The organism is Mangrovimonas yunxiaonensis (genome assembly GCF_000733475.1).
Lineage (GTDB): Bacteria > Bacteroidota > Bacteroidia > Flavobacteriales > Flavobacteriaceae > Mangrovimonas > Mangrovimonas yunxiaonensis.
Genome location: NZ_JPFK01000007.1, coordinates 473833 through 487616, shown reverse-complemented (window position 1 = coordinate 487616; position 13784 = coordinate 473833). Strand labels below are relative to the sequence as shown.

15 protein-coding genes are annotated in these 13784 nt (G+C 41.9%); 7 read left to right on the top strand and 8 right to left on the bottom strand.

What is annotated here, in order from left to right; translation table 11 throughout:
• Genes IA57_RS09605 through IA57_RS09595 form a run of 3 tightly spaced genes read right to left on the bottom strand, consistent with a single transcriptional unit; the run spans window position 1 to window position 2279 of the window.
• Entirely contained in the window at window positions 1-1041 is a 1041-nt protein-coding gene (locus tag IA57_RS09605; protein ID WP_117595845.1) for a 1-acyl-sn-glycerol-3-phosphate acyltransferase, read from the bottom strand.
• The gene (locus tag IA57_RS09600) at window positions 1038-1940 is read right to left on the bottom strand and encodes a bile acid:sodium symporter family protein (protein WP_036122552.1); all 903 of its coding nucleotides are present in this window, start codon (window positions 1938-1940) and stop codon (window positions 1038-1040) included. The genes IA57_RS09605 and IA57_RS09600 overlap by 4 nt, the downstream gene beginning before the upstream one ends.
• Before the next feature lie 3 nt (window positions 1941-1943).
• Complete coding sequence (locus IA57_RS09595) at window positions 1944-2279, bottom strand: tRNA-binding protein (RefSeq protein WP_036122549.1); 336 nt, start codon at window positions 2277-2279, stop codon at window positions 1944-1946.
• Between the two features lie 48 nt (window positions 2280-2327).
• Between IA57_RS09595 and IA57_RS09590 the strand changes: the two genes are divergently transcribed.
• Window positions 2328-2891: a thioredoxin family protein gene (locus IA57_RS09590; protein WP_036122546.1), complete on the top strand. Its 564-nt coding sequence runs from the start codon at window positions 2328-2330 to the stop codon at window positions 2889-2891.
• Window positions 2892-2954: 63 nt separating this feature from the next.
• Here IA57_RS09590 and IA57_RS09585 read toward each other — a convergent pair whose 3' ends face one another.
• Together IA57_RS09585 and recQ are read right to left on the bottom strand one after the other, a co-directional pair.
• Window positions 2955-3887, bottom strand: coding sequence for a peptidylprolyl isomerase (locus tag IA57_RS09585; protein WP_036122544.1), 933 nt, complete (start codon window positions 3885-3887; stop codon window positions 2955-2957).
• A gap of 93 nt (window positions 3888-3980) precedes the next feature.
• Window positions 3981-6182: a DNA helicase RecQ gene (recQ, locus tag IA57_RS09580; RefSeq protein WP_036122542.1), complete on the bottom strand. Its 2202-nt coding sequence runs from the start codon at window positions 6180-6182 to the stop codon at window positions 3981-3983.
• Between the two features lie 197 nt (window positions 6183-6379).
• Here recQ and IA57_RS09575 point away from each other — a divergent pair, with 197 nt between their 5' ends.
• From IA57_RS09575 to lptB, 4 genes are all read left to right on the top strand, one after another.
• Window positions 6380-7345, top strand: a complete 966-nt coding sequence (locus IA57_RS09575) for a KpsF/GutQ family sugar-phosphate isomerase (RefSeq protein ID WP_036122539.1) — start codon at window positions 6380-6382, stop codon at window positions 7343-7345.
• Window positions 7345-8172: a twin-arginine translocase subunit TatC gene (tatC, locus tag IA57_RS09570; RefSeq protein WP_036122536.1), complete on the top strand. Its 828-nt coding sequence runs from the start codon at window positions 7345-7347 to the stop codon at window positions 8170-8172. The genes IA57_RS09575 and tatC overlap by 1 nt, the downstream gene beginning before the upstream one ends.
• Entirely contained in the window at window positions 8165-8512 is a 348-nt protein-coding gene (locus tag IA57_RS09565; protein ID WP_036122532.1) for a carboxymuconolactone decarboxylase family protein, read from the top strand. The genes tatC and IA57_RS09565 overlap by 8 nt, the downstream gene beginning before the upstream one ends.
• A gap of 75 nt (window positions 8513-8587) precedes the next feature.
• Window positions 8588-9331 (top strand): LPS export ABC transporter ATP-binding protein, encoded by a 744-nt coding sequence (gene lptB / locus IA57_RS09560; protein WP_036122529.1) that lies wholly within the window; start codon window positions 8588-8590, stop codon window positions 9329-9331.
• A 13-nt stretch (window positions 9332-9344) separates the two neighbouring features.
• Here the strand turns inward: lptB and IA57_RS09555 are convergent, their stop codons facing one another.
• Genes IA57_RS09555 through IA57_RS09545 form a run of 3 tightly spaced genes read right to left on the bottom strand, consistent with a single transcriptional unit; the run spans window position 9345 to window position 11369 of the window.
• A complete protein-coding gene (locus IA57_RS09555; RefSeq protein ID WP_036122527.1) occupies window positions 9345-9725 on the bottom strand; it encodes a DUF1428 domain-containing protein in 381 nt (126 codons plus the stop codon).
• Between the two features lie 12 nt (window positions 9726-9737).
• The gene (locus IA57_RS09550) at window positions 9738-10607 is read right to left on the bottom strand and encodes a DUF808 domain-containing protein (RefSeq protein WP_036122524.1); all 870 of its coding nucleotides are present in this window, start codon (window positions 10605-10607) and stop codon (window positions 9738-9740) included.
• Window positions 10608-10616: 9 nt separating this feature from the next.
• Complete coding sequence (locus IA57_RS09545) at window positions 10617-11369, bottom strand: CDP-alcohol phosphatidyltransferase family protein (RefSeq protein ID WP_036122521.1); 753 nt, start codon at window positions 11367-11369, stop codon at window positions 10617-10619.
• A gap of 127 nt (window positions 11370-11496) precedes the next feature.
• Between IA57_RS09545 and IA57_RS09540 the strand changes: the two genes are divergently transcribed.
• Together IA57_RS09540 and IA57_RS09535 are read left to right on the top strand one after the other, a co-directional pair.
• Window positions 11497-12570 carry a putative type IX sorting system protein PorV2 gene (locus IA57_RS09540; protein ID WP_036123326.1) on the top strand — a complete coding sequence of 358 codons (1074 nt, stop codon included), beginning with the start codon at window positions 11497-11499 and terminating at the stop codon, window positions 12568-12570.
• Between the two features lie 17 nt (window positions 12571-12587).
• Entirely contained in the window at window positions 12588-13754 is a 1167-nt protein-coding gene (locus tag IA57_RS09535; protein ID WP_036122519.1) for a lipoprotein N-acyltransferase Lnb domain-containing protein, read from the top strand.
• Window positions 13755-13784 lie beyond the last annotated feature (30 nt).

Genomic DNA, 13784 nt, shown 5'->3' with positions numbered 1-13784 from the left:
CTACATCTTAACATACACCAAGGCTAAGGCTAAGGATGCCCCCAAATACCACGCTCCAAACGCCCATCCAAAAACAGCGCCTACAATACAAGCTACCAGCAACAACCATAACGGCACCAAAGTAATGGCCAAAGCAAACCGAAAGGTTGCAATAAACTCCACCTCTTTAATTTTTGGAAGCACCTTATAACGCCAAACCAAAAAGGGCAACCACAGATTAAATATTAGTAATCTTTTAAAAACACCTCTTAACATACCAAAAGACCTTTTATATGTTGGCCCGGTGTAGGTCACACCCCCCGAAGCCAAGCTAGCGTTTAGGTGTTCTGGATAAAAAAAGTCTGCTTGCTGTTCATGCAAGTGCTCCAAATGCGTTTCGTAATGCTCTGGAGCAATATGTGTGGTTAGTGTTTTTAGAGCTTCTTGAACGTTTTGCTTTAAGAGCATAGAAGCCTTTTGGTCGTTTGTTTCGGTTTTAAGCAGCTCCCGAACCTCTATCGCTTTCCCGTACATTAACGTAACCGCATCGGGAAACCTTGTTCCCTCCCGATAATTTAATCCCACCGGTACAAGTTTAAGCTCTAAAGTGGGGTGAGCCTTTAACGTATCTAAAACAATTCTGGTAAACCCTTTGCTTAATGGCCTAACAGTGCGTTTTATGTTATGGTTGCCCTCTGGAAAAAGCGACACTGTTTTGTTTTGGCCAAGCAATGCCACACAATGGTCAAAAGTATTGTGATTGTTTTTAATGGTCTGCCAGCCATCCCTTACCCGAAACACAGGAAGCATTTGTACGCTACTTAACAACTTGGCTACAATAGGGTGCTTAAACACACTCGCTCGGGTTAAAAAATAGGTAAATCGGGTGCTGGTTGTCGCGATTAAAAGGGCATCGACCAAAGCATTCTGGTGGTTGCTTAAAAAAATAATAGGTGCCTGTTTAGGAATAGGCGCCTGCCTAACAACCCTAATCCTTTTGTAATAAAAGTACAAGCCCAATCGCACATAGGCTCTTACCGTATGTAGCCAAATATGTTTCAATGGGTTGTTGTTTTAAAAGACCATACATACGCTAAAACCAAGCCCGAAACCACATGCCAAATGCCCCAAAAAGCAGCCATAATGGCCATGCCGCCCAACCCATCGAAAAAAGTAAAAATCAAGAGCAACCCCAAGCCCGAGTTTTGTATGCCCGTTTCCAGCGTTATGGCTTTTCTGTCCATAAGCGAAACACCAAAGCTTTTGGCCAAACACCACCCTAAAAATAGAGCCAAGATGTTATGGCCAATGCCCAAGACCAATACGCGATCTACGTAGCCTGTAAAAACATCAAAATTTTTAGAAAAAGCGATACATACAATGGCTACAAACACCACAATAGAAAACGGTTTTAACCCTTTAGACAGCTTAATACCTCGCTCTGGAAATCGGTATCTAACAAGCATGCCCAAAATTAGGGGCAATCCTAAAACCATTCCAACAACCTTCAACACCTCCACAGGGCTTAGTGCCACATCCCGTAATAGGCCAGCCGTAGGTTGGTGCAAACTGCTATAAAGCTGAAAGTTAAATGGGGTCATTACAATGGCCATAAGTGTTGTAAAAGCTGTTAAACTTACCGACAATGCTGTATTTCCCTTAGCCAAATGGGTCATAAAATTAGAAATATTTCCACCGGGGCAAGCTGCTACCATAAACATGCCTAAGGCAATACTAGGCTGCGGGTTGGTCGCCCAAACAAAAGCAAAAGTGACCAGAGGCAACAGAACAAACTGAGACAAAAGCCCCAAAAACAACAGCCTAGGCAACTTGATTAAGCGCTTAAAATCGTCTAACGTAATGCCAAGGGCAACACCAAACATTACAATAGCCAAGGCGATGTTTAAAACCCACAGGCCTTGGGTACTAAAGTTTAGTTTTACCAAATCTAACTCCTGCATAAATTACGAGATACTACTGCCATTAGGGACCTGATGTTCTGGGCTAAGCAAAAACACATCGGCTTCTTTTACTGCGCCTACCACTAAGCACTCGCTCATAAAATTAGCGATTTGCTTTTTAGGAAAGTTAACAACAGCAACAATTTGCTTGTTTAGCAAATCGGCTTTACTATATAAGGTTGTTATTTGTGCCGAGGATTTTTTAATTCCTAAGGGGCCAAAATCTATAACCAACTGATAAGCTGGTTTTCTAGCCTTTGGAAAATCGTTAACAGCACATATTGTACCTACGCGAAGATCTATTTTAACAAAATCTTCAAAATTTATGGGTTTTTTCATTTTCTAAAAGTATAAATATTTGCGACATTTGAAAAAAAGCACACAAAAATGGCACGAACTCCTTCAAATATGCTTCCCTTAGGCACCAATGCGCCTCATTTTATCTTGCAAGATACCGTTTCTGGAGAAACCTTTTCGCTAGACAACCTAAAAGGCATTAATGGCACTTTAATGGCTTTTATTTGCAACCATTGCCCTTTTGTTAAACACATTAATCACGAGTTAAGCCAATTGGCAAAAGACTATAAAAGTAAAGGGATTAACACCATTGCTATTTCCAGTAACGATGTTGCCAACTATCCCGATGATGCGCCAGACAAAATGAAGCAAAATGCCATAGATCAGGATTTTATTTTCCCGTATCTCTACGACCAAACCCAGAAAGTCGCCAAAGCGTATAACGCTGCTTGTACTCCAGATTTTTATGTGTTTGACCAAGATTTAAAACTGATTTATCGCGGCCAATTGGACGACTCTAGACCAGGCAACGAAATTCCCGTTACTGGAGCAGATATAAGGCACGCCCTAGAATGCCTTTTAAACCATGAAGAAAACACAAAAACACAAAAGCCCAGTATTGGCTGTAATATTAAATGGAAACCTGAACAGTAACAAAAAAAAGCCGCTAAATAAAGCGGCTTTTTTTTATATATGGTTATTCTCTACTACAGAAACTTACTTAACATCCATAAGTTCTACATCAAAGATCAAGGTAGCATTAGGTGGAATAACGCCTCCAGCACCACGGCTTCCGTAGCCTAAATCACTTGGTATTACCAAGCGCGCTTTGCTGCCTACGTTTAATAAGCCAATACCTTCGTCCCAACCCGGGATAACTTGGCCTACCCCTACGGCAAACTCTAAAGGTTGGTTTCTTTTATAGGACGAATCGAATACCGTACCATCGGCCAACTGTCCTTTATAATGCACCTTAACCGTGCTGCCTTTTGCAGGTTGCTTTCCGTTGCCTTCTTGAATAATTTGGTAACGGAGTCCGCTATCGGTTTTTTTAAAGCCTGCGGCCAGTTTATCTAGCTCGGCATCTTTTGCAGCTTGTTCTTCTGCAATGCGTTTTTCTCTAGCTCCCTCAAAGGTTCTAAAGGCTTCAATCGCATGAAATTTCTCGGCGGCATCTCCTACCCGTACAATTTCCAAGGTATCAATTTTATCGCCTTGGGCAATGGCATCAACCACGTCCTGTCCTTCTACAACCTTACCAAAAACCGTATGGTTGCCATCCAACCAAGGAGTTTCCACATGGGTGATAAAAAACTGGCTACCGTTGGTACCTGGACCTGCATTGGCCATAGAAAGTACCCCAGGGCCATTGTGTTTTAAATCCGGATGAAACTCATCGTCAAATTGATAACCTGGGTTTCCTGTTCCGGTTCCTAATGGGCATCCGCCCTGAATCATAAAATCTGGGATAACACGATGAAAGGTTAAGCCGTCGTAATACGGTGTGCCTTGCTTTTTTGCCGAGTTTTCTAATTGACCTTCGGCCAAAGCTACAAAGTTACCTACCGTACCTGGCGTTTTTTCGAATTCCAAGGCTACCAAAATGGCACCTTTTGTCGTGTTGAATTTTGCGTATAATCCGTCTTGCATGTGCTTTATTTTTAATGAGCTGCAAAGATACTAATTACCACGTGAAGGAAGAAGTTTTTAAAAGATGGATATCAGATGAAAACACTACAGTGGCTAATTGGCCACCTCGCTAATAAATTTTATGCGGTATAACCGGAGTTCTTCATCGTCGTAATCGCCATCAAACTCATCAATGGCTACATCTATTTTATCGGTTTCGGCTTCCATAAAATACTCGTGAATTTCGTCCTGCTGGTCTTCGTCCAGCAAATCGTCTACCCAATAGTCTATATTCAACTTGGTTCCCGAGTAAACTATGGCTTCCATTTCCTTGATAAAATCGGCCATTTCCATCCCTTTCGATGCGGCAATGTCATCTAGCGGCAATTTTCTATCTATGTTTTGAATGATGTATAATTTAAGTGACGAGTTGCTTCCGGTCGATTTTACAACCAGATCATCTGGTCGGCTAATTCCGTTTTCCGCTACGTAATCCGAAATAAGTTTAATAAAGTCCTTACCGTATTTTTTGGCTTTCCCATCGCCCACACCGTGTACATTGCTCAACTCATCTAAAGTAACGGGGTATTTAAGCGCCATATCTTCTAACGAGGGGTCCTGAAAGATGACAAACGGGGGCACGCCCAATTTTTTGGCATTGCGTTTTCGCAAGTCTTTAAGCATGCGCATTAAGGTCTCGTCGGCCACACCGCCGCCGCCTTTGGCCGCAGTAATAACCTGACCGTCTGAAGCATCGCTAAAATCGTGGTCTTCGGTCATCATAAACGAACTTGGCGAAGCAATAAACTGTTTTCCTGCCGGGGTTAGCTTAATAACCCCATAGGTTTCAATGTCTTTTTTTAAATATCCCGCAACCAGAATTTGGCGTACTAGCGCCATCCAATAGGCTTTTTCTTTGTGGTTCCCAGTACCAAAAAAGGGCTGCTCGTCAGTTCTATGCGATTTAATTAAGGCATTGGCCTTACCGACCAGTACGTTAACCAAGTCTTTAGCCTTGTACTTTTGGTTGGTCTTATCGACCACTTTTAAAATTAGGGCAGCATCGTCTTTAGCCTCGTGTTGCTTTTTGGGATAGCGTACATTATCATCCATATCGCCTCCCTCACCGGTAGCGTTATCAAACGCTTCACCAAAATAATGCAGGATAAACTTTCGTCTGGAGATTGTGGTTTCGGCATAGGCAACAACTTCCTGCAAGAGGGCATGGCCTATTTCCTGCTCGGCTACGGGCTTACCAGACATAAATTTTTCCAACTTTTCTATGTCCTTATAGGCATAAAAGGCCAAACAGTGGCCTTCGCCACCATCGCGCCCGGCGCGGCCTGTTTCTTGGTAATAGCTTTCTATGCTTTTAGGAATATCGTGATGGATTACAAACCGCACATCGGGTTTATCTATCCCCATACCAAAGGCTATGGTTGCCACCACCACATCTATTTCTTCCATTAAGAACATGTCCTGGTGGTTCGCTCGCGATTTGGCATCTAGTCCCGCATGGTAGGGCACGGCTTTTATGCCGTTTACCTGAAGTACTTGTGCGAGTTCTTCTACGCGCTTTCTGCTCAAACAGTAAACAATACCCGATTTGCCTTCGTGCTGTTTTATAAACCGAATAATATCGGCATCGACCTGTTTGGTTTTTGGGCGTACTTCATAATATAGGTTAGGCCGGTTAAATGAGGCCTTAAAGGTATTGGCATCGGTAATGCCTAGGTTTTTTAAAATATCTTCCTGTACTTTAGGGGTTGCTGTTGCCGTAAGTCCAATAATAGGAATGTTATCGCCAATACGCATAATAATCTGGCGTAAGTTGCGGTATTCCGGACGAAAATCGTGCCCCCATTCGCTAATGCAATGGGCTTCGTCTATGGCCATAAACGATATTTTCTGGGTCTTTAAAAAATCGACGTGCTCCTCTTTGGTTAGCGATTCTGGGGCGACATAAAGTAATTTGGTAACCCCATTAACAATATCGGCCTTCACCTGTTTGGTCTCGGTTTTGGTCAAAGAGGAATTTAACACATGGGCAATACCCCACTCTTCCGATACGCCGCGAATGGCATCAACTTGGTTTTTCATTAAAGCAATTAAGGGCGATACCACAATGGCCGTACCCTCCTGCATAAGCGCTGGCAGTTGGTAACAGAGCGACTTCCCGCCACCTGTAGGCATAATTACAAAGGTATTTTGCCGTGATAAAATACTCTTTACAACATCTTCTTGTAAGCCCTTAAACTTGCCGAAGCCAAAATATTTTTTTAAAGCTGCATGTAAGTCACTTTCAACAATCCCCATGAATAAAATTTAATATATACGGTTTTAAAAATTAAAAATAAAAGGCATCGATACGAAATATGCATACATTTTAAAATCCCTCTTATTTTTTTATTTAGCTTTGCATCAAGGCTATAATCCAACTTGGCAAACTAGCCTTCTAATACTTTAAAGATAAAAAAATCTTTAAAAGCGTCAACTTAAAAAAATGATAAATTTTGAATAATAAAAATGCCATCATCAAAACGGCAAAGCACACCATTCTTGAAGAGAGCAAAGCTATAGCCCATTTGGCCGACTTAATAGACGACGATTTTGTTAATACCATTAATACCATTTACCATTCCAACGGCCGTGTTATTATAACGGGCATAGGAAAAAGTGCCATAATTGCCACAAAAATTGTAGCCACCCTGAACTCGACAGGAACCCCAGCGGTATTTATGCATGCTGCCGATGCCATTCATGGCGATTTAGGACTTATTCTTGAAGACGATGTGGTTATCTGCATTTCTAAAAGTGGCAACACGCCAGAGATTAAGGTGTTGGTGCCTTTAATTAAGAATGCCAAAAACAAAATGATTGCCTTAACAGGCAACAAAAATTCGTTTCTAGGGCAACAGGCCGATTTTGTTTTAAATGCGTATGTTGAAAAAGAAGTGTGCCCAAACAATCTGGCTCCTACAACAAGCACAACAGCCCAATTGGTTATTGGCGATGCCTTGGCCGTTTGCCTGCTGGAACTAAAAGGGTTTTCTAGCAAAGATTTTGCCAAATACCACCCCGGCGGCGCTCTAGGTAAGAAGTTGTATTTGCGTGTTAACGATCTTTCGGAAATCAACCAAAAACCCCAAGTAAGTCCAGAAACTTCCCTCAAGGATGTGATTATAGAAATTTCTGAAAAAATGCTTGGCGTTACGGCTGTTGTTGAAAACAGCAAAATCATTGGTATTATTACCGATGGCGATTTAAGACGTATGCTAAGCAAAACCGACAATATTATGGCGCTAACAGCCAAAAACATCATGAGCACCAACCCCAAGCGCATTGCCGCCGATGCTCTAGCAGTCGATGCCATGGAACTTATGGAAGAAAACGGCATATCGCAACTCTTGGTTGAGGACCAGGGCAACTATGCCGGCGTGGTGCACTTACACGATTTAATTAAAGAAGGGATTATATAATGGCAAAAAAGCAGGTAGATGAGATGTCGTTCCTAGATCATCTGGAAGATTTAAGATGGCACCTAATACGGGCAACCCTTGGTATTTTGGCAGCGGCTACTGTAGCCTTTATTTTTAGCAAGGAAATTTTCAACCTGATTATTTTCGCGCCGCTAGACATGAGTTTCCCCACCTATAACATGCTGTGCCAATCGGCCAACTATATTGGTGTAGACACCTCTTTCTGTAACGAAGAGCTTCCGCTAATCATACAAAACCGTACCATGGCCGGACAGTTCTCTGCCGATATTTGGACGGCAATCTTTAGCGGTTTGGTTATTGCCTTTCCTTATGTTGTTTACCAATTCTGGAAGTTTTTAAGTCCGGGCTTACACCCTAACGAACGCAAGCATTCTAGGGGGTTTATCATTATATCTTCAATTTTATTTTTTATTGGTGTGCTGTTTGGGTACTATATTGTTACCCCGCTTTCCATCAACTTTTTGGTGAATTACAACATCTCCGAAATGGTCGACAACCAAATCGATATCAGCTCTTACATTTCGTTGGTGCGCTCTTCGGTTTTGGCATCGGGAATTATTTTCGAGCTCCCCATTATCATATACTTCTTAACCAAAATTGGTCTGGTTACCCCCCAAGCCATGAAAAAATATCGAAAATTTGCCCTGGTTATTGTGCTCATTCTTTCGGCTGTTATAACGCCGCCAGATATTGCAAGTCAGGTTATTGTGGCCATTCCAATACTCATTCTATACCAGGTAAGTATTTACATTTCAAAAGTTGTTCTAAAAAAAGAACAAAAGCAAAAACAGAAACAACATGGCTGATATTATAGACGAGTTTAATACCTATCGTTCTAAAATGAACGCGCGCATTCTTGAAGACAACAACAAGCTAATAAAGCGCATTTTTAATTTAGATACCAATGCCTACCAAGAAGGCGCCTTAGACGTAAAAACCAAGGAGCTCTTAGGGCTGGTCGCCTCTACGGTGTTAAGATGTGACGATTGTGTGAAGTACCACTTAGAAGGCACGGTAAATGCTGGAGGCTCTAAAGCCGAAATTGCCGAAGCCCTTGGCATTGCAACTTTGGTTGGTGGCACCATTGTTATTCCGCATTTAAGACGTGCTTACGAGTATCTTGAAGCTTTAGAAGAACAGCGTTAAACTTATAATAAATTGCCCAATACAAAAACCAATCTCTAACGTTTTTACTATTTTAGCCCCAGAGATTTTCATCCTATGAAGTTAAAAGCCGAAAATTTAATGAAGTCCTACAACGGACGAAAAGTTGTAAAAAACGTCTCCTTGGAAGTTAACCAAGGTGAAATTGTTGGGCTGTTGGGCCCCAATGGTGCAGGAAAAACAACCTCGTTCTACATGATTGTGGGCTTAATAAAACCCAATGGCGGCAACATCTTTCTAGACCAAACCGACATTACCAAATTTCCCATGTACAAACGGGCTCAAAGCGGTATTGGCTATTTGGCCCAAGAAGCTTCGGTGTTTAGAAAACTTAGTATTGAAGACAATATTTTAAGCGTGCTACAGCTTACCAAGCTAAGTAAAAAAGAACAGCACCTAAAAATGGAAGCGCTAATTGAAGAGTTTGGCTTAGGACACATTCGCAAAAACCGTGGTGACCTCCTTTCTGGTGGTGAACGCCGGCGTACAGAAATTGCCCGAGCTCTGGCCACGAACCCCAGTTTTATTTTATTAGACGAACCCTTTGCCGGTGTAGACCCTGTGGCTGTTGAAGACATTCAGCGTATTGTGGCACAGCTAACCGAGAAAAACATTGGAATTCTTATTACCGACCATAACGTGCAGGAAACTCTAGCCATTACCGATAGAACCTACCTCATGTTTGAAGGACGCATTTTAAAAGCTGGTGTACCAGAAGAACTGGCAAATGACGAAATGGTGCGTAAAGTGTACCTAGGGCAGAATTTTGAACTGCGCAAAAAGAAAATTAGAAACATTTAATTCCCAAAACGCGCTATTCGTTTGATTTAACGAGCGCCTGGAAGCCTCCATAAACCATTCTACTGGCATTAAAAATTAATCGCTCCGGCTGGGTTAATGGCGCTACCAATGTTGTCATTCTCAAATCTTCAGGCACTTGTTTATTGGCCAGATCCCGAACCTCTTTTGAAGGAAAAACAACCCAACCAAATACAATCACTTCATCTTCTTTTGCTTCTAAAACATCCATAAAAGAACGCGTTCCTTCTAGAGTTAAATCGTCACCAACATACTCAAAGTAAGCCAAGGCACCATATTCCTTCCAAATTTCAGCTACCTTTTCAGCGACATCGCGATAGGCGTTCAAGTTTTTTTGAAGGATAGGAAAAACAAAACCATCAATATAATTTGCCATGTAATCTCTACCTTATGGTTTAACTAGTTTTAGTAGCTTTTTAAACCCTGTAACTAAAATTAAAACTGCGATTCCTACAACAAGCCCTATTAAAAAATCCCTAATCAGGCTAGGCCATTGCTCCATAACATGGTGTAAAAAAGCAATGTTATGGACAAAGATACCTCCTGCTACAAGCAACAAGGCTATGGTACCAATTACCGACAAGCTCTTTACCACTATTGGTAATGCTTTAATTAGCCCTTGCCCAAGATGGTACCCAAAAGTTTTACGCCCCTTGCTGGAGGTTACTAACACCAAGCCCAAATCGTCCATTCTAACAATAAGGGCGACAATGCCATAAACCCCAACGGTGGCTATTAAGGCCACTATGGTAACCACTAAAATTTGTACGGTTAACGTTTGGTCCATAACAGCCCCTAAGGCTATAATAATAATCTCTACCGATAAGATAAAATCGGTAACAATGGCCGATTTTATTTTTGCCTGCTCCAAGGCTTCAGAAGGCGCCTCGGCAAGTGTCGCTTTGGTTTCATCTTTATGCTGGTGGGGCACCACATATTCGTATATTTTCTCTGCGCCTTCATAAGCCAAATACAAGCCTCCTAAAATTAGAATAAGGGTTACCATCCAAGGCAAATAGGCACTCAACAAAAAAGCGATGGGCAATATAATCACCTTATTTAAAAACGATCCTTTGGTAATGGCCCATAACACAGGTAACTCTCTAGAAGACACAAATCCGGAAGCCTTTTCGGCATTCACCGCCAAATCATCTCCTAAAATGCCTGCTGTTTTTTTAGTGGTTACCTTGCTCATAACCACCACATCGTCCATCAATGCGGCAATATCATCCAATAATGCAAAAATACCTGAAGCCATAAAATAGTGTTATACAATTTGAGATTGGGACGTTAACGATAGCATAAAATACAATAGAACAATTAAAGGAATGGCCGCAAACTGAAACAACAGCAGAGCCACTAGACTTAGGATAATAAATATGTACCTCACGGCATTAGGTTTAAACCCCCATGTTTTAAATTTTAAGGCGAATAATTTAATAGGACTTACCAACAAATAACTGCTTACTAGCGTTACCCCAACTAAGGTCCACACATTAACAATAATGGCATTCATGGCATCGCTTTGTTGGTATTCGATAATCATGGGGAGCGACAAAATTAAAAGGGCATTAGCTGGTGTGGGCAAGCCTTTAAAATAGGTTTGTTGGTCTTCATCTATATTAAACTTGGCCAATCTATAGGCTGATGCCAAGGTTATTAAAAATCCCAGTAACGCTATTGGTGCAAATGCAAACCCCTGCCAGGTGTTTGCCGCCTCCCAGCCGCCCGAAATTTCTACCAATGCAGCCTGATCGCTAGCCAGCGTTAACAATTTAAACATCACGATACCAGGCACCAAGCCACTGGTTACCATATCGGCCAAAGAGTCTAACTGTACGCCCAAGGCACTCTGCACCCCTAAGGCTCGTGCTGCTAGGCCATCAAAAAAGTCGAAAAAAATACCTGCAAACACAAACAGTCCGGCAGCAACAAAATTGTTGTTTACAGCCAAAACTACGGCAAAACAGCCACAAAGCAGATTTAATAACGTTAGAGCATTGGGAAGGTGTTTCTTCATCTTAAAAAATTATCTGGTGTAAAAATAGCAAACTATTTGCGTCTAAAACAAAAACCGCACAATATCTAATGCCTTTTCAAGTTTAATATATTGAAAAATAATAGCATATTTGCATAAAAAATTGTTTTTGAAAAAGTTTCTGGCTACGCTAAGCTGTTTTATAGTAACCGTTTGTATGTTTAGCCAAACGGCAAGAAAATACTCTAACGAATTTATGAATATTGGGGTTGATGCGGCTGCTTTGGGCATGGCCAATGCTGTTACGGCCCACAGTGCCGATGTTAACTCGGGCTACTGGAATCCTGCCGGTCTGCTTCATCTGGAAGATAAAGCCCTTGCCCTTATGCATTCCAGCTATTTTGCCAACATTGCCAATTACGATTACATAGGTTTTGCTATGCCTTTGGACGACCGCAGTAGCATTGGGCTATCGGTAATACGCTTTGCGGTTGACGATATTCTAAACACCACCCAATTAATAGACGACCAAGGCCAAATAAATTACGACCGCATTAGCACGTTTTCTACCGCCGACTATGGTGTGACCTTCAGCTATGCCCGAGCGCTTCCTTTTGAAGGGGTAAACTACGGGATTAACGCTAAAGTCATACGCCGGATTATTGGCGATTTTGCCTCCTCTTGGGGCTTTGGCCTAGATGCCGCCATTCAGTTTCAAACACGAAACGACTGGAAATTTGGTATTATGGCCAGGGACATTACCACCACATACAATGCCTGGAGTATCGATGAAGATGAATTTGCTACCGTACAAAATGCTGTAGAAGGTGAAAACCAAGAACTTCCCGAAACCACCGAAATTACCATTCCGAAACTGCAAATAGGCGTTGCCAAAAAATTTATTGTCCGCTACGATTATTCCATCTTAGCCGAATTGGACTTAAACGTTAGGTTTCAAGAGACCAACGACATTATTTCTACATCGTTTGCCAGTATTAACCCTGCTTTGGGCTTGGAGTTTGGCTATGTTGATATGGTGTTTTTAAGAGGCGGCTTGGGTAATTTCCAAAACGAACTGGAGTACGATAATAGCGAGCGCCTAAGTTTTCAGCCCAGCATGGGTGTTGGGTTTAAATATAAGGGCATTCAAATAGATTATGCCTTTACCGATATTGGTGACCAAAGTGTCGCTTTATACTCCAATGTCTTTTCCTTAAAATTGGATTTTAGTATCTTTCGATAGTAAAAAAACACCCCGCTATGAAACAGTTTTTTTGGCTTGTTCTGCTTATTGGTTTTACCCTACAAGCCCAGCACCGCCCCCTTTCCAATCAGGCGCAAATAAGCGTTTTAACCATTGGTCCGGGAAGCAGTCTAAACGATGCTTTTGGCCACAATGCCTTTCGTATAAAAGACCCCACAAACAACCTAGACATTACTTTTGATTATGGGCGTTTTGATTTTAACACCCCTAATTTTTATTTAAAATTTGCTACCGGTAAGTTAAACTACGCGATAGGAAAATCGAATTACAAAGACATTTACGGGTTTTACACCTGGCAAAACCGCAGCATTCAAGAACAAGTGCTGCAACTTTCACAAGCACAAAAACAAGCGCTTTATAGTTTTTTAAACAACAATTACAAGCCCGAAAACCGGTACTATCTTTACGATTTCTTTTACGATAACTGCGCGACAAAAATTAAAGAAGTCGTGGTGCAAACGGCCCAGGAGCCTGTTGTGTTTAACCCACCGGCCAACTTTAGTCCAAAAACGTTTCGCACCTTAATTCAAGACAACCTACATTGGAACACCTGGGGCAGCTTGGGTATTGATATTGCCTTAGGGGCTGTAATAGACAAAACGGCCAACCTAGAAGAACACATGTTTCTCCCGGCGTATATACACACACTTTTCGAAGGTGCCACCCTAAACCAAACCCCATTGGTCGCCACATCAAGACCCATACACACGCCTACAACAACGGCCAAAACCACCTCACTAAGCGCTTTAATGTTTAGCCCTTTGGTCATCTTTTTAATACTGGGTGGTATAGTAGGTTACATCACCTATCGCGATGCCAAACGCCAAACACGCAGCAGAGGTTTGGATGTGCTTATTTTTGGCATAACAGGCTGTATCGGTATTGCGCTTATGCTGTTGTGGTTCGCAACCAACCACCAAGCTACTGCCAACAATTACAACCTGCTTTGGGCGTTCCCGCTTAACCTTATTATCATAACATCGGTTTGGAAAAAGGCCCCTTTAAAACCATGGGTCCGCAAATACCTTAAACTGCTTGTTATATGCTTAGCGCTTATGGGACTGCATTGGATTAGCGGGGTGCAACAGTTTGCGTTTGCGCTCATGCCCTTACTGCTTGCGCTCATGCTTAGGTATGTTTTTTTAATTAAAAGCAGCCGTTAGTTTATTGTGCTCTAATAGGGATACTCCAAT